Source organism: Dankookia sp. GCM10030260 (assembly GCF_042666655.1).
GTDB lineage: Bacteria > Pseudomonadota > Alphaproteobacteria > Acetobacterales > Acetobacteraceae > Paracraurococcus.
Window position 1 is genome coordinate 1 of the sequence record NZ_JBHTDE010000006.1, and the last position, 22,108, is coordinate 22,108.

The window sequence follows — 22,108 nt, forward strand, 5'->3', positions numbered from 1 at the left end:
GCACCTCCAGCGCTGGAGACGTGTCAGCGGGCCGGCTGAGCGATGCCAGTGGTCCCGCCAGACACAAGGGTGCCGTCGAGACGGATCCAGGCGGATTATCCGCGCTACGCTAAGGGCAAGAGCTTGGGGGGCGGCGAAAGCGATTTGTTTCGCTGCTTCGACCGATAAGGGATGGGCTTACTGAATGGAGGACCAGTGCGCCGCCTGAAGATTGCTTTATTTCAACGCGTTAAAGCTTGAGGGTTAAATCAGGCTACCCTCAAGGTTCGGAGACTCCCCAGCGTTTTGGAGAGAAAACACGCCCTAATTCCGGATCAGCACCATCAAGGTAGCGGCTAAAATCGGCCGGAAACCTGCGCCTTAGCGCGGAGTCTAACTTAGAAGAGACAGGTTGTCGGGATAACGACTGGAGCGGGCAAAGGGATTCGAACCCTCGACCCCAACCTTGGTAACGTTGTGGTCGGGCTTACAAGATTGTTCGCCATAGGCGGCTCCAGGCTCCCTGGACCCTCCTCCATGTCTGTGGGTCGGCACCTGCCGCGCGACGGGTGCCGGACGGGCAAAAAGGAAGCGAGGGGTTCGGGGAGGGAATACGTTTCCCTCCCCGACCTTGCCTCTACGCCAGCCGATAGAACACCAGCCCGCCGATCTCCGCACTCGGCACCCGCCCCACCGCCCAACCCGGCAGCACCGCCGCGTCGTGCCAATGCGTGGCCCCTTCCGTCGGATCCGGCAGGACGCCCGCCACCGCCCGCGCCGCGACCCGGCGGCAGATCGCCAGGGCGCCGTCCTCGGCGCGCGCCGCCTCCAGCAGCGCCGCGCGGCGCGGGTGCCCCGGCCGCCAACAGCCGAACAGGAAGGGCGCCCGGCAGGCCCGTGCCAGCAGCGCCGTCCAGGCCTCCCCCGGGGCGCCGCCCGGGGCGAAGCGGGCCAGGTCCGCCGCATCGGCCGCCGCCTGCCGCGCCCGGTTCACCACCAGCGCGGCCAGTGCCTCGATGGCGCGCACCGGCCGGCCGCCTGCCTCGGCGCGCAGGGTCAAAGCGAGGATCTCGGGCGCGGTCATGCCACGTCCTCCCCCACCACGCCGCGGTGGCGGCCGGGCGGCGCGGTGCAGCGCTTCACCTCCTCCAGCTTGGATTCGATCCGCAGCAGGTGCTGCGACAGCCGCTGGTCGACGTCGCGGATGAGCGACAGCGGCACATAGGCCCGCGCCACCTCCAGCTTGAACTCGGCCAGCTCGTCGCGGGTGCGGGTGACGACGTCGCTCTCGCGCTGGTCGCTGCGTTCGATCCGGTCCTGCAGGTCGCGGCGCAGGCCGTGCAGCATATGGAACAGGGCGGCGACGATCGGCGCCTCGATCGCCGTGATCCACCAGGTCGGCTCGATCTGCATGGCGGGTCTCCTTGAAGGGTGGGTCCGGCACGCCCACCCTGCGGGGATGCGCAACCGGGACGAGCGAACTCCGTGACGGATTGGAACGAGCCCTATCTGGAAAGCTGCTGCCGTTCGGCCCTGCACCGGCTGACGCTGGTCGGACCGCCGGGCAGGCCGGACGGGCTGAAGGACGGGCCGTGCCTGGCGCGGCTCGACGGCATGGGCCTGGCCAGGCGGCGCCAGGACGGGCGCTGGGAGATGACCGCGGCCGGCACCGCGCGGCATGCGCGGGACGTGCTGCGGAGCGCCGGCTAGACGCCCCGCCACGGCATCCCCCGCACCGCCGGCGGCAGTTGCGGCAGCCGCACCGGCTCGTTCAGCAGGCAGCCGGCCACCGCATCCAGCGCATCGTCGCGGCCATTCGGCGCATCCGGCCGCCAGGCCGCCATCTCGGCGGCGAAGCGGGTGCGGAAGACGCCGGCATGGGCGTGCAGCCGGCGCCCGGCCAGCGCCGGGTCGAAGGCCGACAGGATGCGCTCCGCCTTGGCGCGCCGGCTGCTGTGGTCCAGCACGGTGCAGGCGACGCCGGCGCGCGCCAGCTCGCGCCGCAGCAGCGCCGGCAGGAAGCGGCCGAGCCCGTTGGTCTCGACCCGCACCACCGGCAGCAGCAGATCGCGCAGCACGCAGGCGACCGCCTGGCATTGCTGCGTCGCCGGGTCGGTCGCGCTGTCCGGGTCGTGCGTCAGCCAGGCCAGCCGGTGCAGGTAGCTGTTCGCCTCGCCGTCCACGTAGACCACCGCGAGCACGCTGCCGTCGCCGACCCCGGGCCGGCCGTAGGCCGGATCCCAGAAGCCGCTGCCGGACAGCAGCCGGCGGCCGAGCAGCGAGAGCTGCGCCCGGCCGCCGGCCTCGCGGTACTCCGGTTCCTCCGCGTAGCGGATGATCAGCGAGGGATCGAGCCGCAGCGCCTCGGCCGCGACGGGCTGCAGCAGCATCTGCCGGGCGAAGGCGAGCGGCCCGACCCGGCGGCGCAGCGCCTCGATCCCCGCCGGCGTGAAGCGTTCCGGCCAGGCGCTCTCGCCGTTCGCGTCCAGCAGCGGCAGCACCAGGCGGCGATAGCCCTGCAGGAAGGCGCCGTCCGCAGTCGGCGGGGCGTAGATCGTCTCCGCGGCATGCGGCGTGCCGACGAACAGCAGGGTGCCGCCGGGCACCAGGATGAACTCGCATTCGGCGAGGCGCGTGCGCAGCTCCTCCCGCTTCGCCGGCGTGTCGCAATTGGCGGCGATCTCGACGTCGTCGCAGACGATGAGGTCGGCCCGCGCTCCGGTGATGTTGCCGCCCAGCCCCTGCGCCAGCATCGAGGGATCGCGCAGCACCGCGCGGCGCTGCACGGTGAAGCGGTCCATCGCCCAGTCGCCCGGGCGGTCCGGCCGCAAGGCGGCGCAGAGCGGATGGCGTTCCAGGATGCGCCGCACCTGCGCCACCATCTTCACCGCCAGCGCCTGGTCGGCCGCCAGCACCAGGATGCGCGTGTCGGGTTCGCGCAGCAGGCGCCAGGCGCAGAACAGCCCGACCAGCGTCGACTTGCCGCAGCCGCGGAAGGCCATCAACAGCAGGCGGCGGTCGTCCGCATCCCGCCGCGCCTGCAGCCAGCGGGCGACGCGACGATGCGGGGCCGGCGTCGGCTGGCCCTGCAGGCGGTTCCAGATCCAGACGAATTCGAGGAAGTCAGGCTGCGCCTCCTGGGTCGCCATCCGGGTCCTCCTTCTCCTCGTTGGGGTCGTCGGCGAGACTGCGGCGTGCCTCGGCGAGCAGGCCGCCGATCTCCTCCGCCTGGGTGTCGTCGCCGATCGAGATCGCGCGCTTCTCGAGCTCGGCGAGATGCGCCAGCGCGGAGCGGCCGGCACCGTGCCAGGCGGTGACGGCCTTCGGATCGCCGCGCTCCGCCGCCGCGACCGGGGTGGTGAGGAAGTCGATATAGGCGTCGAAGACGAGCCGCGCCGCGGCGGCGTAGTCGAGGTCGCGCTGCAGCCCACGCTTGCCGGCCATCCGCGTCAGGCCCGCGGCTTCACCGCGCGGACGAGCAGCGTCCCGGCGGCGAGGTCGATGGCGAGCGTGCCATGGCGGTTGGTGGCGCGCGCGGTCACCGTCCCGGCGGCGCCGGTGGTGGTGACCGCGGCGGTCCATTCGACGAAGGCCGAGGCGCCGCCGGTGAAGCCGGCCTGCACGAAGTCGCCGTTCTGCACGTTCGGCAGCGCCACCGCCTGCGTCGCACTGGCGCCGGCGGCGAGGCCCGGCGGGTCATGGTCAAGCGAGGCCGCCAGTTCCCGCGTTCCCCAGCCGCGCCCGGCGCCGGCCAGCACCATCGGCGCCTCGGTCGCCGGCACGTAGAGCCGCAGCGACTTCAGCACCGAGGCGGCACCGCCGCCGCGCACGCCGATGACGGCGTAGGCGGCATTGGGTGCGAAGGTGACGCGCTGCAACCGGTTCAGCGCCAGGCCGCCGGTCAGGCTGTCCAGGTCCGCGTTGCCTTCCCACCAATAGGACGGGCTGCCCTGGAACACGGCGTTCATGTTGGACCAGAGCGCCGGCGCGCTGCCGTCGAGCACATTCTCCGCCGCATCGAACTGCATCGCCATCGGCCGCAGCGCGCTGCCCTCGGCCGCGAGGAAGAACTCCTTGCAGCCGGAGCAATCGACGACGAAGGCCAGCGCCCGGCTGGTCGGCAGCGTTACCGTGTCGGCGTTCAGCCCGATGCTGGACAGGCCGGCGAAGCAGAAGCCGTTGAGCGTCGCAGGCGGTCCGGCGGGGTTGCCCGACAGCACGGCCAGGCCCTCGAAGCCGGTCGAGGCGGCGTCCCAGCGGAAGGCGCGGGCGCGGACATTCGACGCCTCGGCGACCAGCCGCGGCGTGCCGAGCGCGGCGGTGGCCTGGTGCAGCGGCAGCACCGTGCCGCCGGCCCGCGTCGCGCCGGCATAGTCCACGGCGCAGCCGGCGAACCCGTAGGTGCCGACATAGGCGACCTCGTAGCGCGCGTCCGAGAACCCGCCGGTGTGCCGCGCGACGAAGGGCGAGCAGGCCTCCATCCGGATGCCGGTGGCGATCAGGCCGCGGCCGTCCACTTCCAGCAGGAAGGGGATGGCATCGACCGTGCCGGGCGTGCCCTGCCGCTGCAGCTCGAAGGCCGGGCCGGTGAAGAGATGCGTATTGTGCAGCCTATAGGCGCCGGACGCGGCCGACAGGCGCACGCCGAAGCGGCCCATGCCGGGGTTGGTGGCGCCGGAGCAGGCGAAGTGCCCGCCCTGGTGGCGCAGCGAATTCATCCAGGCGCCGGCGGTCAGCGTCCGCAGGTCGAGGCCGATGCGGTTGTCGACGATGCGGCCGTAGCGCAGGTCGCTGTCCTCGCAGCCGCGTGCGTCGCCCACCAGCTGCACGCCGATGGTGAAGCGCTCGGCGCGGCGGACATCGACGATGCAGGCATCGATGTTGCGGATGCGGATGCCGACATCGGCCTCGTCGATCCAGTCGCTCTGCAGCGCACGGAAGACGGCGAGGCCGGTATAGGATTTGCGCTGGTTGTTGGCCGTGCCGCCGTCGCCGAGCGTCAGCGCGGCATTCCCGCCCGGCCCGGCATAGAGGATGGTGCCGCGCATCGAGAGCCCCGCGGCAGCGCCCGGCAGCAGCAGCGGCATGGTCGTGCGGAAGCTGCCCTCGCCGATCTCCAGCAGCTTGCCGCTGGCGGCCGCCGCGTTCATCGCCGCCTGCAGCGCCGGCCCGTCATCCGCCGCGCCGTCGCCGACCGCGCCGAAGTCGCGGGCGGAGAGGTGCTCGGACAGCTTGTCCTCCACGGTGCGCGGGATGCCGCCGGGGAAGGGGGCGGTCATGGTGGCCTCGCCGCGGTCGAAGACCGTGACCGCGCCGACGCTGTCGAAGCCGAGCAGCCGGTTGGCGCGGGCCGCGGCCAGCGGCAGGGCAGCGGCGCCGCCGACCTCGGAGGCATCGAGCCGCAGCGCGTTGCCGAGTTCCTCCTTCACCTCCTGCAGCGCGGCGACCTGGTAGTCCAGCTCGTCGTTCAGGGTGCGGGCGCGGAGGATGCCGTTCTCCTGGAAGTCGCTGGTGCGGACGACGGCCAAGTTGCGCCGCAGCGTGACGCGGCGCGCGGCGGCGGGCGCGGTGTCGAACACAACGCTGCCGCCTTCGGACGCGCCGGCGCCGGTGACGGCGTAGCCGGAGGCGAGGACGAGGCCGTCGAGGCGGACCTCGAGATCCGCGGCGGCGAAGATCGGGAAGGGGTAGGTGAAGTGCGCCTGGGTGCCATCGGCCAGGTACTGCACGCGCGGCGCGACGTCGCCGATCCTGATGTGCTCGTCCATCGGGCGAGGGACTCCGAAAAGGGGTTGGGGTGCCGCTAGTCGAGGAGGCTGCGGGTGACCGAGCCCAGGGTGCGGCCGCTCTGCAGCAGCGCGTTGAAGGTGCCGTCCGGGTTCAGCAGGCTGATGCGGCCCTGCGCCAGGCGGGCGCGGAGCGTCGCATCGTCGGCGCCCTGCGCCGCGGCGGCTTCCTGCGTCAGGCCCGCGGCCAGCGCGGCGGCCGAGCCGGCATCGGGCGCGACGCCACCCGACGCCAGCCGTGCCCGCGTCGTGGCGATGGTCTTCGCCAGCGTCAGTTGGCGCTGCTGCGCATCCTGCTGCTGCGCGATCCCGACCTGCGCCCTGTTCAGGGCACCCTGCTGCTGCGCCTGGCGGACATTGCCGTAGATCGAAGCGCCAGCCCCGGCGAGGGTGGCGAGTGAGGCGAGAGCGCCCATCAGTCAGTGATCCTCATATCCGTGGTGACGGAAAGCAGCGTCATCGGCAGCGGCGTGTCGTCGGCGATACGCCAGAGCGGCGCCAGCGCGTCGCGCCGCCAGCCGATGGCGCGCAGCCGGACGTCGCCGGTGAAGGCGGGCGGCGCCGCGTCGAGCAGCGCGGCGCCGAGCCGGCGGAAGGTGACGGGCACCGGCCCGCGGCCGAGATCGACGGCGAGCGCCCTGGTGTCCAGCAGGCGGAAGGTGACGGAGACCAGCCGCAGCGGCGCAGCACCTGTGCCGCCGGGAATGGCCAGATCGGGTGGCAGCGGCGCGATCTCGTGCGCGAAGGGCAGGCCGATCTGCACCGTGCGCGCCGGCGGGTCGAGCGTGACCGCGGCATCGGCGACGACCGCCGCGCCGCGCGGCGCGCCATCGGCGACGATGCCGACGCTGCGGCCGCCGAGATGGCCGAGCCCGGTCCAAGTGTCCTGCGCGGTCGCCGCGCTGCCGGTCAGCGCTGCGTCGAGCGCCAGCGTCTCGTCGAAGCGTTCGAGCCGCGGCGTGCCGTCGCGCTCCACCACGGCCCAGACCGCGCCTTCGATGTCGGCGAGCGAGCGGACGAGGCCGTCGGTCTCCTGCCGGGTCCAGGCGGTGACCTGTTCGGCGCGGTAGAGCGTCAAGGTCGCCAGCGTGCCGTCGGCCATCGCCACGTGCAGCAGGCGCCGGCGCTGGTCGTAGGTCATCGCCACCGGGTCCCGCACCAGATGCTGCGAGACCAGGGCCAGGTCGTTCGCCTGGTAGAGCTGCTGCAGGTCGGTATAGGCGAATTCGAAGATCCCCCGCCCGGTGCGGGCGGCGAAGATGGTCGCGCCGTCCACGTCCACCGGCTGCACCAGCCGCGCGACCGGCGAGCCGACGCGGGTCTGCCGGTTGAGCTGGATGCTGCCCGGCGTCAGCGGCGCGCCCGAGACCATCCACTCGGCGCCCGAGGTGAAGACCTGCAGGTGCTGGCCGGAGAAGACGCCGCGGATGGCGTTCACCTGGTCCGAGACCAGGCCGAATTCGATCGCCTGGTCGTCGAGCCCGGTGCCGAGGTCGAAGTTGAACAGGTCGCCGGTGCGCGACAGCCACAACCGGTTCGGCAGGTCGCGCGAGCCGCCCAGCACCAGGCGGTCCTGGTGGAAGCAGAGCGTCACCGGCCAGCCGCGCAGGGCGGAGAAGGCGGCTTCGTCCCAGTCCGTGGTCGCGGCGGTGCCGGGGAGCGTCTCCTCCACCGTCGCGGTCGCCTGGGTCGGGCTGGCGACCGCGGTGACCAGCAGCCGCCTGCCGCCGAGGCGGAAGCGGACGCCGGCATGGCCAGGCTGGAAGACGGTGGCGGAGGCGGTCAGCGTCACCGTGCCGGTGATGGCCGAAGCCGCCAGCGTGGCATCCGAGAAGCGGTAGAAGGGCTCCCGCGTGAAGCTCCACGGCGCCACCGTCCAGCTCGTGTGGCTGGTGCGGGTCACCCGCTGCGGCGGCATGTCGGGATGGCAGAGCAGCAGCGTGTCGGCGCTCTGCGTGTAGGCGAGCTGCGGCAGCATCGTCGCGGTCCAGGGGCCGGCGACCTGCGCCACCTGCGCATCGCCGACGAAGACACCGAGCGTGCCTTCGGTCAGCACCAGCAGGTAGGCTTGCTCGGTGTTGAACTCGAAGGCGATCAGCTTCGCCCGACCGGGCAGCATCGCCACGTGACGCAGGCCGGGGCGGCGGGTCACCCCGCCGGTCGGCTGGATGAAGACGTTGCGCAGGCGGCGCGCGCCGTTGGCGGTGGCGCGCAAGTCGGGCCGGCCGAGCAGCTCGGGCGCCAGCTCGCCGGCGGTGAAGCTGGTCTTCAGCGTGCGGGTCTGCGCCATGGCTCAGCCCCGCACCGCGATGAGCGGGAAATCCTCGATCGCGCGCGGCGTCGCCTGCTGGCTGTCGGCGCGGCGGGCGGCGCGGAACTCGGCCTCGGCCTGGTTCGCCAGCAGCTGCGCGCGCGCGGTGTTCTCGGTGAGGGGGATGCAGAATTCGGCGGCCAGGCGGGCCACCAGGGCGGCGGCGAAATGCGGCGGGAAGCCGCTCTCGTCGGGGCGGAAGATATGGGTCAGCACCACCTGCCCGGCGTCGCAGTGCAGCCGGTCCTCGAGGATGCGGTAGGTCAGGCCGCGGCCGCGGTCGGGGCTGCCGGCCGACAGCGCGCGGAGGAACCCGGCGGGCAGCTGGAAGGCGTGCCGGAAATCCGCCGTGGGCCTCGCCGCCAGCCGCGGCAGCGTCGCCTGTCCGGTGGCGAAGCTCCAGGGGTGGGCCGCCAGCAGCGCGTCGCGCAGGCCGGGATAGAGGTTGGCCGCGACCTCGGCCTCGGCGGTGCCTTCGTCGAGCGAGGCGATGGGCTGCGCGCCGAGCTTCAGCAGCGCGCGCGCGCAGAGCGCGAGGGCGGAGAGGGCCATCGGGGGACTCCGGCAATGGACGGGGGAAAAGGCCCCGTCCCGGACGGGACGGGGCCGGGAGGCGCCGCTATTCCTTGCAGCGCATCCGCACGAGACCGGCATCGGCCACCAGCACGGCGCCCTGGCTCATCATCGTGTTGACGAAATGCGCGGCGCGGTCGCCGTGCCAGGTGATGTCGGTGCCGATCTCGGCCGCCGCGGCATGGCCGATGGCGGTCTTGTGGTAGAAGTAGCAGTAGCGCAGCGCGCCGGTCTTCGTCAGGCCGCTGTGCGGGATCCAGGTCGCGCCGAGCCAGCGCTTCGCCTGGGTGCCCTTCCAGGGCAGCTCGGCATCGCCGACATACTGCGCGTTGGCGAATTCCTGGATGGTCAGCAGCTCGCTCCACTGCTTCCAGCCGACCACCGCATAGCGCTGGCCGTCATCCGGCACGTCGGCATTGCCCAGCATCTGGAAGGCCAGCAGCACCTTGGCGCGGGTCAGGCCATCCGCGTCGGTCTCGCTGCTGCCGGTGCCGACCGCTTCCCGCGTGCCGCTGTCCATCGCGGCGATGATCAGCTCGTCGGTCTTGCGGCCGAGCGCATAGGCACCCGCATTGGCGGCGACGGTGCGCTCGTCGATGTTGGTCTTCAGCTCGTCCATCCGGTCGACCCAGTCGCCGGCGTAGTAGTCCTGCAGGAAGCACTCGACCGAGCTGTGGTCGATGTTCATCACCGGGACGACGCCGTTGCGCGCCTTGGCCGCGGCGGTGCCGGTGCCGACCTTCTGGAAGACGGTGGAGGCGCCGCGCACCTCGGACTTGCTGCGCACGGTGGGGCGCAGCTTGGAGCCCTGGCGCTGGTAGGCCTCCTGCACCTCGGCCTGGTACTGCTTGATGAAGGCCTGGTCGATCGAAGCGGACATGCTGCGGTCCTTCTGACGGGTGGGGGGATGCACGCCGCATCGGTTGGCCGGTCGTGCCGGGCCGGCGCGGCGGGCGCGGCCGCGCGCCCGCATCGGCGGGTTGGGCGCGGCCGTGGGATGGGGCGGGGGCGGGCGGTGCGCGGCAGCCGATCGGCCGGCGCAGCCGCCCGCCCCCGGAACGGGGCACCCCACGCGGCTAGCCGCGCGGGGGCCCCGGCGGCGGGGCGAGCGTCAGTCGGGGGGAGGGACGCTCGAGCCCCGCCGGATCAGCTGCCGACCAGGCGGCGGAAGCCGTCGGTCACGCGCTGGATGAATTGCGGATCGCGCGCGCGCCAGTAGCGCGGGTCGCGCATCATCGCCCGCAGCTCGCCCTCGCTCTCGGCCGCGGGCGCCGCGGTGTCGCGGCCGAGGCCGGGCTCCTGCCCGCGCATCATCTGCTCGAGCGCCATGACGCCCTCGGCGGTCGAGGCCAGCGCGGCATAGACCGGCGGCGGCAGCCTGGCCTGGCCCCAGGCGGCGAGCTGCGCCGCCATGCGGCGGAAGCCGTCCTCCCCGCCGTAGTGCTGGATCAGCACGGCGCGCTGGCGGTCGGCCTCGTACTGCGCCGCGGCCTCGGCGATCAGCGGCAGCAGGCGCTCCGCCGCCAGGTCGTAGACCAGCTGCGCCTGGTCGTTGGAGAAGTGGGCCGCGTGCAGCCGGCCGTTGATCTCCGCATCGGCGCAGCAGAGGTCGTGCGGCGCGGCGATGGCATAGCCCTCCGGCGCCTCCGGGATGCCCATCGCCTGGCGGAAGCGGGCGAGATCCTCCGGCGCCGCATCCGCGGCGGGGCGGCCGGCGCGCTGCGACATGCGGCGTTCGAGTTCGAGATAGGATTTCAGCAGCGCGTCGATACGCACCGCGCCGGTCGAGTCGCGGAACTTCTCCGGCACGTCCAGTACGGCCTCGGTCGGCTGCAGCAGGTCCTCGGGCATGCGGGTCACTCCCGGATGGGGTTGATGGGGATCAGCACCTCGGCCGGCGCGCCGAGCGTCTTCGCCAGCCAGCGCGTCGCCGCGGCGGCATCGAGCTGCGCCGCCGCGGTGCCGCCGAGCGAGCCGACCGATTGCAGGAAGAGCAGCGTGTTCGCCGCATCGGCGCGGCCCTGCACGCGGGCCAGCGGGCTTTCGTAGCGCAGCGCCACGTCGCGCCCGTCCAGCAGCAGCGGCGGGATCTCGCCGCGGCGCCGCAGGATCGCCAGGCAGCGCGTCACCAGCGGCGTCAGCAGCTCGGTCTGCAGCCTTCCATAGGTGGCGCCGAGCAGACGGGCCGCCTGGGAGGCGCGTTCCAGCACCTCGGTCGCGGTCATCGGCGCCGATTGCAGGGGCGCGATGCGGTCGGCCAGCAGCGCGGTGCGGATGCGCGCGCGCAGGTCCTGCAGCACGAGCTGCGAGACGTCGAAATTGCCGGGCGCCGCCAGCGGCGTCAGCCCGGCGCTGCCCGGCGCCTTCGGGATGATGGCGCCAGGGACCAGCTTCACCGTGTCCGGGTTCAGCACGCCGTCGTCCTCGGCCTGCCAGATGCCGGTGACGGCGATGGAGGCGTTCTTCAGGACCAGCTCCACCACCTTGTTGGCGGTGCGGATGTCGGGCAGCGCCTTCATCACCGGGCCGCGGCCGTAGACCTCGCCAGGCGCCTTCAGCCAGCGGAAGGCGATGGCCGGGCTTTCGGTGAAGCGGCCCTCGGCCAGCAGCCGCGGGTCGGCGGGGTCGGCGAGGATCGCGGCGTAGCGGGCGGTGCCGCGGTCCGGCCAGACCGCTTCCAGCACCGGGTGCAGCGTCGGGTCCTCGGCGTCGCCCGCCGGCGCGGCGGCGGGGAAGCGCGCCCGGATCTGCGCCGCGGTCAGCCGGGCCTGGCGGTAGATGGTGGAGAGCCGGCCGTCCGGGCCTTCCTCCAGCACCGCGCACCGCACCGGCACCGCGGTGAAGCGCAGCGCGGAGGCCTCGCCGAGCGGGGCTTCCTCGACCAGCAACAGGCCGGTGCCGGCGACGACCAGGTCGAGGAAGGCCTGGTGCATCTCGACGGTGAAGTTGGAACGGTCGAGATGCCCCTGCAGCGTCGCCGCCGCGTCTTCCAGGGCTTCCGCCGTGGCGCGGTCCTCGGTCGGCCGGGCCGGGGCCAGCCCGAACCAGCGCGACCAGGGCGGGGTCAGCTCGGCCAGCAGCGAGGCGGCGAGCTGTTCGGCGCCATCCGCCGCGGTGGCGTCGAACAGCGCCGCACCTGCGGCGGGGCCCGGCAGGACGTGGTCGTAGCAGGCCTGCCAGAGCGGCTCGAGCGGCCGGCGGCGTTCCAGCGCCGCGGCATGGCGGGCGAGGATCTCGGTCGGGTCCATGCGGTTCATTCCCCCAGCAGGGATTTGCGCGGGGTGGCCGGCAGTGCCGCCAGCACGCCGCGGGCGCTGGTGGCGATGGTGCCCTCCAGGCCGCGCGCGGCGCGGCTGCGGGCCTCGGCGTGGGCCGTCGCGCCCTGCTGTTCGGGCGGGGGTGGGGCAGGCGCCGGGTCGGGGGTTGGCGCCGGCGGGACGACGACCGGCTTCGGGGCGCGGAACAGGCCACCCATGCGCGTCACCTCGATCTGTTGGGGAGCCCAGCCCGAAACGCCCACGGGCCCGCCCCCGGCGAGGGGGGCGGGCCCGTGGTGAGGTCGGGGGAGGGATCGGAGGATGCCGCCGGGCGCAGATCGCCCGTTGACGAACGAAGGATTAACGCGATCGCGCAGCGGTTGTCAAGATATTTTTCCTAGTGCCGGCGAGGGCGCGGAACAGCCCCCAGGGCGTCACGGCGAAGGGCGCGCCGGTGCCCAGCACGGAGCGGCAGAGCGCCACGCAGGTGAAGGGCGCGAGCGGCGGCAGCAGCCGCCAGCGCGGGCGGCCGGGCGCGAAGGGACCGGCCACGGCGAAGCCGGCGCGGCGATAGAAGCCGGGCAGGTCGAACTGCGCCGGCACCTCCAGCCGCGCCACCACCAGCCGGCCCGACAGCGGGTCGAGCACGGTCCAGCCGGCGGCATCCGCCAGCACCGCGAAGCAGTGGCGGAAGCCGGGCCGCAACAGGCGCAGCCAGGGCTGGTCGGCGGTGCCGCCGAAGACGATGAAGGCGCGCTGCCCGGCCTCCGCCGCGCGGCGATGCGCCGGCCGCGCGGCGGCCGGCGCGGCAGCCCCCGCGGTCACCGCGGATTGCCGGGGAACGGGATTATGTCAGCGGACTCCATCATCGGCAGCGCGGGGCCGTCGACGATGCCCTTGACCCGCAGCGGCCAGTCCAGGCGCGCCATCGCTTCCCGCCACAGCCGCGAATCGCCGCGCTCGCGCGGATACCGCGGGTCGGGTGCCTGCTGCCGTTCGCCCCAGATCCGCAGGATGCGGGCATGCTGCAGGTCGATGCGGCGCTGGCGGTACAGCCGGTCGAGGCATTTCACCACGTCGTCCGCCTCGCAGGGCCGCTGCACCAGGCCGGCGCCGGAGACGATGCGGGCGCCGTCGCGCCGCGCGGTCAGCGCGGCCATGGTCCAGAACCAGGCTTCCTCGGCGCTGCGGAAGGGCTTGGTCTCGGCACGGCCGCGGGGGGCGGGGACGGCGGCGGGGCGGGGCAAAGTGGGCATCGGGGGGATTTTCCTCTCTCGCGCTGTGCGGGAACACATCGTGAACTTATGCGCGCAATAATCCCGAAGGCAAGAGAAATTGAGGAAAATTAGCCTATTGCACTCTGACACCATCCCTAGGATGTTATCCCCATGAAGCGAACCACGATGTGGCGGGCTCCGCGCCCGCAGGGACGATGCCGTGACGCATGAGGATATCTGGCGCGCGCTCGACGCGCTCGCCGCCGAGAACGGGCTTTCCGCCTCGGGCCTCGCCCGCAAGGCCGGGCTGGACGCGACCGCCTTCAACCCCTCGAAGCGCATCGGCGCCGATGGACGGGCGCGCTGGCCCTCGACCGAAAGCGTGGCCAAGGTGCTGGCGGCGACCGGGGCGGGGTTCTCCGAATTCGCCTCCCTCGTCACCGGGATCGCGGCGCTGCCGCGCGGCGGGCGTGGGCTGGCGGGCCGGCGCATCCCGCTGATCGGCCTCGCCCAGGCCGGCGGCGAGGGGTATTTCGACGATGGCGGCTACCCGGTGGGCGGCGGCTGGGACGAGATCGCGGTGCCGGAGATCGGCGACCCGAATGCCTATGCGCTGGAGATCTCGGGCGAGAGCATGGAGCCAGTCTTCCGCGACGGCGACGTGGTCATCGTCTCCCCCGGCGCGCCGGTGCGGCGCGGCGACCGCGTGGTGGTGCGGACGCAGAAGGGGGAAGTGATGGCGAAGGAGCTGAAGCGGCAATCCGCCAAGCGGATCGACCTGCGCAGCCTGAACCCGGTGCATCCGGACTACAGCTTCGAGCTGCCGGAGATCACCTGGATGCACCGGGTGGTCTGGGCGACGCAGTAGGCAACCCGTTCAGGCCGCCCGCCGCAGCTCCGGCGGCAGCAGCGGGCGCAGGCTCTCGAGGTCGCGCTCCGCCCGCAGCGCCAGGTAGCAGGGCGGGTCCGTCTCCGCCGCCCGCAGCGGCACCGCATGCAGGCCGATATCGGCATAGACCCGCAGGTAGTCGGGGCCGACGCGCCAGAAGGCGGCGTCGACGCCAGCCCGCTCGCAGAGGTCGCGGAAGCGCCAGATCGCCGAGATCGCGTCGCGCCGCTCCCCCGCCGGGTCGCCCAGCGCCAGCCAGACGCCCTCGCGCTTGAGGAAGGCGAAGCCGGCGAGCTCGTTCTCCCCGAACACCGCGCCGTCCGCCTCCGCCGGCGCCTGGCCGCCGAGCGCGGCCAGCCGCGCCCGGGTCGGCGCATCCCAGTCGAGCGGCGCGTGCCGGGCCGGCCGCAGCAGCCGCACCATGCCGACCAGCAGCAGCACACCGGTGAGGCCGACAGTGAAGCGCAGGCTGTCCGGCGCCCATTCGCTGAACACCACGCCCCACCAGGCGGTCTCGGACACCTTGCCGCCATAGGCGACCAGCGCCAGGGTGATGCCGCAGGCGGCGACCGCGGTCATCGGCACCACGGCTTCCGGCGAGAGCGGTTCGCGCATCAGCCGGCTGTCGCGGTAGAAGGCGCCGCGCAGGCTGGCGACCAGCCCGGCCAGCACCAGGAAGCCGGCCCAGAGCCACCAGGCCTCGCCGCGCAGCCAGCCGATGACGGCGCCGTTCGCCAGCAGGAACAGCGTCATCCCCCAGGCGATGGTCAGCCGCCGCAGCAGCCCATAGGCCATGACCAGCAGCAGCGAGCCGACGACCGAGGCGGCGAAGTGGGAGGCAAGCGCCGCGGCGTGCCCTGCCCAGGCCTCGATGATCGTCCCCTTGGTCGGCAGCGCGCCGAGGAAGATCAGCAGCGCGCCGGCGAGTGCGACGAGGGAGGCGATCGCCGGCACCTCCAGCGTCTCCGCCCCGCGGCCCAGCGCGGTGACCCGCTGCAAGATGTTGCGGCGTTGGCCGAGCTCGAAGCTGACGAACAGCGTGCCGGAGATGAACAGCGGGATGATGTAGTAGTACAGCCGGAAGACCAGCAGCGCGCCGATCACCTCGGGTGCCGGCATGTAGGGCTGCAGGCCGAGCAGGATGGCGCCGTCGAAGACGCCGAGGCCCCCGGGGACATGGGCGGCGATGCCGGCGGAATAGGCCGCCAGGTAGATGCCGACGAAGCGCAGGAAGGTCAGCCCCTCGGCCGGCGGCAGCAGGACGTAGAAGATGGCGGCGGTGACCGCGACGTCCACGGTGGCGAGGCCGGTCTGCATCAAGGCCATGCGCGGCTGGGGCAGGTCGATCTCGTGCCCGAACAGCCGGACGTGACGCTTGAAGCGGCTCATCACCACGTAGGTGCCGACGACGCCCCAGAGCGGCACCGCCATGGCCTGCAGCGCCCAATGCGGCAGGTGGGTGCCGAACCAGGGCACCACCTCCGGCTCGAAGACCAGCACCAGGCCGCCGAGCGCCATGCCGCCGAGCCCGTAGGTCAGGCTGGTGAAGCCGACCACCTTGGCGATCTCGAGCGGCGTCAGCCCCCAGGCGGAGTACAGCCGGTAGCGCACCGCGGCGCCCGACACGGCGGCGAAGCCGAGGTTGTGGGCAAGCGAGTAGCCGCAGAAGGAGGCGAGGAAGGATTTCGGCCAGGAGACGGGGTGGCCGGCATAGATCGAGCCGAGCTTGTCGTAGATCGCCAGCACCAGGTAGGCGAGCACGGTGAAGCCCGCCGCCTGCCACAGTGCCACGGCCGGCAGCGCCTCCATGGCGGTGCGGATCTCGGCGACCGAAAGCGTGCGGAATTCGCGCTGGACGACGAAGATGGCCGCCGCCAGCAGGACCACGCCGAAGACCGCGGGCCCGTTCCGGCGCAGCCAGGCGAGGCGGGGGCTCACGCGGCGGGGGTCTCGGGGGCGGGCGACTCGCGGGCGAGTGCCGTCTCGATCAGCCCGATGGTGCCGGGGATGCCGTACAGCGCCACGAAGCCGCCGAAGCGCGGGCCTTCCTGGGCGCCAAGCAGCACCTGATAGAGACAGCCGAACCAGTCGCGCAGGGTGGCGAAGGGGTGCCGCTTGCCGATCTCGTAGAGCCTATCCTGGATCGCCTCGGCGGTGCTGTCCTCGGGCAGGCTGCGCAGCACCTGCAGCAGGTCGGCCAGCGCGGTGCGCTCCAGGTCGGTGGGCGCCCGGTAGCGCCGGGTGGGGGCGACGAAGTCGCGGTAGTAGGCCACCGCATAGCCGGCCAGCCGGTCGAGGATCGGGTGGCTCTCCGGCGTCACGTCCGGGGCGTAGCGGCGGATGAAGCCCCAGAGCATCTCCGGCCCGGTGGCGTTGATGACGCTGGCCAGGTTCAGCAGCATGGTGAAGGGGATGGGCGATCCCGGGTCGTTGCTGCTGCCGTTGTGGATGTGGAAGGCCGGGTTGGCCGGGTCCGGCTGGGTGCGCAGCTTGTCGAGGTTGCCGAGGTAGTCGTCCACCGCGCGCGGGATGGCATCGAAGAACAGCCGCTTGGCCCGCTGCGGCGCGTGGTACATGAAATGCGCCAGGGATTCCGGCGGGGCGTAGTGCAGCCATTCGTCGATGGTCAGGCCGTTGCCCTTCGACTTGCTGATCTTCTGGCCGTTCTCGTCGAGGAACAGCTCATAGGTGAAGCTGGCCGGCGGGGTGCCGCCGAGCACCCGGCAGATCTGCCCCGACAGCTTCACCGAATCGATCAGGTCCTTGCCCGACATCTCGTAGTCGACGCCGAGCGCGAACCAGCGCAGCGCCCAGTCGGCCTTCCACTGCGCCTTGCAGCCGCCGCCGGTGATGCGGGTGCCGTGCCGCCGGCCGGTCGCGGGGTCGGTCCAGACCAGCAGGTCGTCCTCCGGCCGCACCTCCTCCATCGGCACCTGCATGACCACGCCCGTCTCCGGATGGATGGGCAGGAAAGGCGAGTAGGTGGCCTTCCGTTCCGCCCCGAGGGTGGGGAGGATCACCGTCCTCACCGCCTCGTGCCGTTCGGCCATGCGCAGCAGCGCGGCGTCGAACCGGCCGCCGCGGTAGTAATCGGTGGACGAGGCGAATTCGTACTCGAACCCGAAGGTGTCGAGGAAGGCCTGGAGGCGGGCGTTGTTGTGCGCGCCGAAGCTGGGATGCGTGCCGAAGGGGTCGGGGATGGCGGTCAGCGGCCGGCCCAGGTGTTCCGCCAGCATGGCCTTGTTGGGGACGTTGTCCGGCACCTTGCGCAGCCCGTCCATGTCGTCCGAGAAGGCGATCAGCCGGGCGGGCAGGCCGGTCATGCGTTCGAAGGCACGGCGCACCCAGGTGGTGCGCGCCACCTCGCCGAAGGTGCCGATATGCGGCAGGCCGGAGGGGCCGTAGCCGGTCTCGAACAATGCTCCCCCTGGGGCGCCTTCCGGTTTCGGATTGGCAGCGAGACGATCGGCGACCTTGGCGGCCTCCTCGAAGGGCCAGGCCTTGACGCTGCGGAGCGATGGATCGGCGTTCATCCGGGCCAGATGGCAGGGGGCGGCGGCGGGGTCAACGCGGCGGCGGGGCTGCCATCCCCGCGGGACAGTGGCGGTGCCGTGAAACCCGGGCTAAACCGCCGGCTTCGCGGAAGGAAATGGGTGTCATGCGGGTCGGCGTGATCGGGGCCACGGGCGCGGTCGGGAAGGAATTGGTCGAGGTCCTGGGCAAGCGGCGCTTCCCGGTCACCGCGCTGAAATTGTTCGCCTCCGCCCGCAGCGCCGGCCTGAAGCAGGCGACCCCCTGGGGCGAGGTGACGATAGAGGAATACTCGGAGGCCGCCGCCGGCCGCCTGGACCTCGCCCTGCTGGCCGTCTCGGGCGACTTCGCCAAGGCGCATGCCAGGAAGCTGGCGGTGCAGGGCGTCGCGGTCGTGGACAATTCCTCCGCCCTGCGGCTGGAGGACGACGTCCCCCTGGTGGTGCCGGAGGTGAATGCCGAGGCCATCGGCGCCCACAAGCTGATCGCCAACCCGAACTGCACCACCGCCATCCTGGTGGTGGCGCTGGAGCCGCTGCGCCAGGCCTTCGGCCTGAAGCGGGTCATCGTCTCCACCTATCAGGCCGCCAGCGGCGCCGGCGCCGAGGGCATGGCCGAGCTGGAGCAGGAGACCCGCCGGGTGCTGGTCGAGGGCGGCCCGGCCGGGCATTCGGTCTTCGCCCACCCGCTGCCCTTCAACGTCATCCCGCAGATCGATAGCTTCCAGCCGAACGGCTATACGCGGGAGGAGATGAAGGTCGCCTGGGAGAGCCGGAAGATCATGGGGATGCCCGATCTGCTGGTCTCCTGCACCGCGGTCCGCATCCCGACCTTCCGGGTGCACGGGGAGGCGGTGACGATCGAGACCGAACGGCCGGTGACGCCCGAGGCAGCGCGCGCGGTCCTGGCGCGGGCCGCGGGCGTCAAGCTGGTGGACGAGCCGGCCCAGCAGCGCTACCCGATGCCGATCACCGCGACCGGCCAGGACGACGTCGAGGCCGGGCGGATCCGGGCCAACCCGGTGTTCGGCGATTGCGGGCTCGACTTCTTCCTCTGCGGCGACCAGCTGCTGAAGGGCGCGGCGCTGAACGCGGTGCAGATCGCCGAGCGCATGAAGCTGGGCTGACCGCCCGGCGCGGCCGGCTTCGCCCGGTCCGGCGCAGCCGGCTTCGGCCGGTCCGGCGCAACCGGCTTCGCCCGGTTGCCGGCCGGGCCGCGCCGGCCGCCGGGAACGTCCCCGCCGCCGTCCTGTTCTCCCCGCGCATCGCCCCGCGCCACGGAGGACAGCATGAGCACCGCCGCTTCGGAGGAATGGCCATCCCGGCCCCTGCCGATCCACCGGCGAGCCGGGCCGCCGGGGCATGCGCCGTCCGGCGGGACCGCCCGGGCAGGCGCCGCGCCTCGGTCGCTCCGCGCGGGCGCCGCCGGCCTCCTGCTGCCCTGCCTGCTGGCCTGGATGCCGGCCGCCCTGGCGCAGGACGATCCCGCGAAGCCGGTGCGCCCCGCGGCCAGCGAGACGCTCCCGACCGGCTCGGTGGTCCGCCTGCTCGGGCGCGAGGTGACCGGGCCGGGCGGGCAGGTGGTCGCCCAGGTCGTGAACGTGCTGGTCGATGCCGCCGGCCTGCCGCGCGCCGCCATCCTCGACTACGGCGGCTTCCTCGGCGTCGGCAAGCGCCGCATCGCGGTCGCCTGGCGCGCCCTGCGCTTCGCGCCCGGCCAGCAGGCGGGCGCCATCAGCCTCGCTCTAGGGCCGGACCAGCTGACGAATTTCCCGGAGTTCAAGCCGGACGGCCCGCTCGTCGTCGCCGCCCCGCCGGAGGCAGCACCGGCCCCGCCGGAGGCAGCACCAGCCCCGCTGGAGGCCGCACCGGCCCCGCCGGAGGCCGCCGCACCCGCCGCGGCGCGGGACTAGCCGGGGCATGGCGCCTCGGCGCAGCGAGCGCGCGCTCGACTGGCTCAACTTCTTCGTCGCCGATGTCCAGACCGGCTTCGGCCCCTTCATCGCCGTCTACCTCGCGACGCAGGAATGGACGGAATTCCAGATCGGCCTCGCCCTCAGCCTCGGCACCCTCACCGCCCTGGTGAGCCAGGTGCCGGCGGGCATGGTGGTGGACGCCACGCCGCGCAAGCGCCTCGCCGTCTTCGCCGCCCTGGTCAGCCTGGCACTGAGCGCCCTCGTGCTGGCCGCCTGGCCGACGACGCTGCCCGTCATGGCCTCGGAGGTGCTGCACGGCTTCGCCAGCTGCGTGCTCGCCCCCGCGGTCGCGGCCATCAGCCTGGTGCTGGTCGGCCGCGCCGGCCTGGGCGAGCGGCTGGGGCGCAATGCGCGCTACCGCGCGCTCGGCAACGGGCTGTCGGCCGGGCTGATGGGCGCGGTCGGCGCCTGGGTGTCGGGTGCCGCGGTGTTCTGGCTGACCGCCGCGCTGACCCTGCCGGCCATGCTGGCGCTGTCCCGGATCCGCGCCGGCGACCTGGCGCCGCGCCCGGCGGCCACCCCGCAGGAGGAGGCGGCGCCCGACCCAGGCAGCCTGCGCGACCTGCTGCGCAGTCGCGGCGTGCTGGTCTTCTCCGGCTGCTGCGCGCTGTTCGCGCTGTCGAACGCGGCCATGCTGCCGCTGGCGGGCACCGAGGTCACGGCGCGCACCGGCTCCATGGCCAACCTGGTGATCGCCGCCTGCATCGTCGCGCCGCAGCTCGTCGTCGCGCTGATCTCGCCCTGGATGGGGCGGCTGGCGGAGCGGCGCGGGCGGCGGCTGGTGCTGCTGCTCGGCCTCGGCGCGCTGCCGGTGCGCGGGCTGCTGCTCGCGGTCATCGACCATCCGTTCGGCCTGGTGCTCGTGCAGGCGCTCGACGGCATCGGCGCCGCGGTGTTCGGCGTGCTGCTGCCGCTGCTGGCGGCCGACCTGACGCGCGGCACCAACCGGTTCAACACCTGCATGGGGGTCTTCGGCCTCGCGGCAGGCCTCGGCGCCACGGTCAGCACCACGGCCGCGGGGTTCCTCGCGGCCGAGTTCGGTGCCGGGGTGGCCTTCACCGCCCTGGCGGGGGCCGGGCTCGCCGCGCTGGCGCTCGCCTGGGGCGCGATGCCGGAGACCGCGCCGGATGCGGCGGCAGGCCCCGGGCAGGACGCCCGGCCGGCGGCGCAGCCGGCGCGCGAGCCGGCCTGACCGGCGGCGCCGGAGGCGCCGCATCCGGTGGCTGCGCGCCTGACGTCAGACTGCCCGGGTCGTGCGGCAGCGGCTTGCGTGCGAAAGTGAACGCGGCACCGCCGGTGCTCCTCGTTCGCAGGGCGGATCCAAGCCCTCGCGCGGTCTGCGCTAGGCGGGATGCGCCACCGGCCTGCCGAGCGCCGCGACGCGGCGGCCCAGGGCGATGCACGGCAGTTCCACCCATTTCCAGATTCCCGCCGCCGCCACCAGGGTGATGACGACGGCCAGAACCACCATCAGGCCGGCGCGCCAGAACGGCGGCAGGGTGGTGGCATCGGCAAGTACCTGCACCGCATGGATCACCGGCATGTGCACGAGGTAGAGGCTGAAGGAGATGCTGCCGAGCTGCTGTATCGGGCTGGTGTGCAGCAGGGCCTGGAGCGGCCGCGCGAGCGGGTCCCGCTCGGCGAGGCTGGCATAGAGCACGGCGACCCAGGGCAGCAGCGTCAGCAGCTGCATCGAGGGGATGAAGGCAAAGATCAGCGCGACCAGTCCGGCGAAGACCAGGTGCAATGTCTCGGCCCCAGCGCCGCGGAGCGCGAGCCAGGCCTGGGCCGAGAGGATGCCGACCAGGAAGTAGCCGAGCCGCATCGGCAGGAAGGAGCTCGTGCCGCAGAAGCTCAGCATGCGGAAGCTGACCCAGGCGCCGGCCAGGGTGCCGGCGGCGACGATCATGGTCCGCCCGAGCGCGATCGGCCGCCCGCCATGGGCGCTGCCGGCCCCTGCGCCCATGAAGCCGATCAGCGCCGGGGCGATGAGGTAGAACTGCCATTCCAGCGAGATGCTCCAGGCCGGGCCGAGCACCGACCGGGCGGCGCAGCTCAACAGCGCGTCCGGCACCATGCCCTGCACCATCCCCAGCACCAGCAGGATGCGCAGCGGCGTGTCCGGGAATTCGCGCACCAGCCTCGGCCCGGCGAGCGCGTGCACGACCAGGGCGAGGACGACGCAGACCGCAAGCACCGGGAACAGCCGGAAGACGCGGCGGGTGATGAACGCGCGGTAGCTGACCTTGCCGTCCCGCAGCGTCATGGCGATGACGAAGCCCGACAGCATGATGAAGCCGTCCACCGCGAGGCCCCCGGCACCGAGCACGCGCAGTGCCAGCGTGCCCTCCGCATCGCCGAGGAGATGCGCGGCGAAGACCCAGAAGGCCAGAGCGCCCCGCAAGGCGTGCAATTCCGGAATGAAGCCGACTCGCGCCGCCCCGGTATCGACTGGCCCGGCTTTTTCCACCATGGCTTCCCCCCACCCGGCATCCGTACGCTACCAGACCGGAACGCCCCGAGGCGTCGCACCTGGTTGAGTTCCAATCACCTCTGCGCAAGGCGTTATGTTGCGTTGCGGTGATTTGCT

Annotated in this window: 22 protein-coding genes; 5 read left to right on the plus strand and 17 right to left on the minus strand. The window is 73.0% G+C overall.

Annotation, left to right across the window (positions count from 1 at the left end):
• Positions 1 to 616: 616 nt before the first annotated feature.
• On the minus strand, positions 617 to 1,063 hold the full coding sequence (locus ACFQS7_RS19080) for a cell wall hydrolase (protein WP_380068711.1): 447 nt from the start codon (positions 1,061 to 1,063) through the stop codon (positions 617 to 619).
• The gene (locus tag ACFQS7_RS19085) at positions 1,060 to 1,392 is read right to left on the minus strand and encodes a hypothetical protein (protein WP_380068712.1); all 333 of its coding nucleotides are present in this window, start codon (positions 1,390 to 1,392) and stop codon (positions 1,060 to 1,062) included. Before ACFQS7_RS19085 ends, ACFQS7_RS19080 begins: the two co-directional genes overlap by 4 nt.
• Before the next feature lie 72 nt (positions 1,393 to 1,464).
• Here ACFQS7_RS19085 and ACFQS7_RS19090 point away from each other — a divergent pair, with 72 nt between their 5' ends.
• Complete coding sequence (locus tag ACFQS7_RS19090; protein ID WP_380068713.1) at positions 1,465 to 1,689, plus strand: hypothetical protein; 225 nt, start codon at positions 1,465 to 1,467, stop codon at positions 1,687 to 1,689.
• On the opposite strand, the gene terL is transcribed toward ACFQS7_RS19090, so the two are convergent.
• From terL to ACFQS7_RS19150, 12 genes are all read right to left on the minus strand, one after another.
• Positions 1,686 to 3,128, minus strand: a complete 1,443-nt coding sequence (gene terL, locus ACFQS7_RS19095; RefSeq protein ID WP_380068714.1) for a phage terminase large subunit — start codon at positions 3,126 to 3,128, stop codon at positions 1,686 to 1,688. The two genes, ACFQS7_RS19090 and terL, sit on opposite strands and share 4 nt — an antisense overlap.
• Positions 3,103 to 3,423 carry a hypothetical protein gene (locus ACFQS7_RS19100; RefSeq protein ID WP_380068715.1) on the minus strand — a complete coding sequence of 107 codons (321 nt, stop codon included), beginning with the start codon at positions 3,421 to 3,423 and terminating at the stop codon, positions 3,103 to 3,105. Before ACFQS7_RS19100 ends, terL begins: the two co-directional genes overlap by 26 nt.
• Positions 3,424 to 3,428: 5 nt before the next feature.
• Positions 3,429 to 5,747, minus strand: a complete 2,319-nt coding sequence (locus ACFQS7_RS19105) for a phage tail fiber protein (protein WP_380068716.1) — start codon at positions 5,745 to 5,747, stop codon at positions 3,429 to 3,431.
• 35 nt (positions 5,748 to 5,782) lie between these two features.
• Entirely contained in the window at positions 5,783 to 6,181 is a 399-nt protein-coding gene (locus tag ACFQS7_RS19110) for a hypothetical protein (protein ID WP_380068717.1), read from the minus strand.
• A complete protein-coding gene (locus ACFQS7_RS19115) occupies positions 6,181 to 8,055 on the minus strand; it encodes a hypothetical protein (protein ID WP_380068718.1) in 1,875 nt (624 codons plus the stop codon). The genes ACFQS7_RS19110 and ACFQS7_RS19115 overlap by 1 nt, the downstream gene beginning before the upstream one ends.
• Before the next feature lie 3 nt (positions 8,056 to 8,058).
• On the minus strand, positions 8,059 to 8,628 hold the full coding sequence (locus tag ACFQS7_RS19120; protein ID WP_380068719.1) for a hypothetical protein: 570 nt from the start codon (positions 8,626 to 8,628) through the stop codon (positions 8,059 to 8,061).
• A gap of 67 nt (positions 8,629 to 8,695) precedes the next feature.
• Entirely contained in the window at positions 8,696 to 9,529 is an 834-nt protein-coding gene (locus tag ACFQS7_RS19125; RefSeq protein WP_380068720.1) for a phage capsid protein, read from the minus strand.
• A 266-nt stretch (positions 9,530 to 9,795) separates the two neighbouring features.
• A complete protein-coding gene (locus ACFQS7_RS19130) occupies positions 9,796 to 10,500 on the minus strand; it encodes a capsid assembly protein (RefSeq protein ID WP_380068721.1) in 705 nt (234 codons plus the stop codon).
• Positions 10,501 to 10,505: 5 nt separating this feature from the next.
• Positions 10,506 to 11,897 carry a portal protein gene (locus ACFQS7_RS19135; RefSeq protein ID WP_380068722.1) on the minus strand — a complete coding sequence of 464 codons (1,392 nt, stop codon included), beginning with the start codon at positions 11,895 to 11,897 and terminating at the stop codon, positions 10,506 to 10,508.
• Between the two features lie 5 nt (positions 11,898 to 11,902).
• Complete coding sequence (locus ACFQS7_RS19140; protein ID WP_380068723.1) at positions 11,903 to 12,124, minus strand: hypothetical protein; 222 nt, start codon at positions 12,122 to 12,124, stop codon at positions 11,903 to 11,905.
• Between the two features lie 142 nt (positions 12,125 to 12,266).
• The gene (locus ACFQS7_RS19145; protein ID WP_380068724.1) at positions 12,267 to 12,731 is read right to left on the minus strand and encodes a hypothetical protein; all 465 of its coding nucleotides are present in this window, start codon (positions 12,729 to 12,731) and stop codon (positions 12,267 to 12,269) included.
• Positions 12,728 to 13,162: a hypothetical protein gene (locus ACFQS7_RS19150; RefSeq protein WP_380068725.1), complete on the minus strand. Its 435-nt coding sequence runs from the start codon at positions 13,160 to 13,162 to the stop codon at positions 12,728 to 12,730. The genes ACFQS7_RS19145 and ACFQS7_RS19150 overlap by 4 nt, the downstream gene beginning before the upstream one ends.
• 181 nt (positions 13,163 to 13,343) lie before the next feature.
• Between ACFQS7_RS19150 and ACFQS7_RS19155 the strand changes: the two genes are divergently transcribed.
• Positions 13,344 to 13,991, plus strand: a complete 648-nt coding sequence (locus ACFQS7_RS19155; RefSeq protein WP_380068726.1) for a helix-turn-helix transcriptional regulator — start codon at positions 13,344 to 13,346, stop codon at positions 13,989 to 13,991.
• Positions 13,992 to 14,000: 9 nt separating this feature from the next.
• Here the strand turns inward: ACFQS7_RS19155 and ACFQS7_RS19160 are convergent, their stop codons facing one another.
• Positions 14,001 to 15,950: a lysylphosphatidylglycerol synthase domain-containing protein gene (locus ACFQS7_RS19160; RefSeq protein WP_380068727.1), complete on the minus strand. Its 1,950-nt coding sequence runs from the start codon at positions 15,948 to 15,950 to the stop codon at positions 14,001 to 14,003.
• Positions 15,947 to 17,545: a lysine--tRNA ligase gene (locus tag ACFQS7_RS19165; RefSeq protein ID WP_380068728.1), complete on the minus strand. Its 1,599-nt coding sequence runs from the start codon at positions 17,543 to 17,545 to the stop codon at positions 15,947 to 15,949. The genes ACFQS7_RS19160 and ACFQS7_RS19165 overlap by 4 nt, the downstream gene beginning before the upstream one ends.
• 125 nt (positions 17,546 to 17,670) lie before the next feature.
• Between ACFQS7_RS19165 and ACFQS7_RS19170 the strand changes: the two genes are divergently transcribed.
• The 3 genes from ACFQS7_RS19170 (at position 17,671) to ACFQS7_RS19180 (ending at position 20,710) form a co-directional block, all read left to right on the plus strand.
• The gene (locus tag ACFQS7_RS19170) at positions 17,671 to 18,669 is read left to right on the plus strand and encodes an aspartate-semialdehyde dehydrogenase (protein WP_380068729.1); all 999 of its coding nucleotides are present in this window, start codon (positions 17,671 to 17,673) and stop codon (positions 18,667 to 18,669) included.
• Between the two features lie 162 nt (positions 18,670 to 18,831).
• Positions 18,832 to 19,455 carry a hypothetical protein gene (locus tag ACFQS7_RS19175; RefSeq protein ID WP_380068730.1) on the plus strand — a complete coding sequence of 208 codons (624 nt, stop codon included), beginning with the start codon at positions 18,832 to 18,834 and terminating at the stop codon, positions 19,453 to 19,455.
• 7 nt (positions 19,456 to 19,462) lie between these two features.
• The gene (locus tag ACFQS7_RS19180; RefSeq protein ID WP_380068731.1) at positions 19,463 to 20,710 is read left to right on the plus strand and encodes an MFS transporter; all 1,248 of its coding nucleotides are present in this window, start codon (positions 19,463 to 19,465) and stop codon (positions 20,708 to 20,710) included.
• 150 nt (positions 20,711 to 20,860) lie between these two features.
• Here ACFQS7_RS19180 and ACFQS7_RS19185 read toward each other — a convergent pair whose 3' ends face one another.
• A complete protein-coding gene (locus ACFQS7_RS19185) occupies positions 20,861 to 21,991 on the minus strand; it encodes an acyltransferase family protein (protein WP_380068732.1) in 1,131 nt (376 codons plus the stop codon).
• Positions 21,992 to 22,108: the final 117 nt, after the last annotated feature.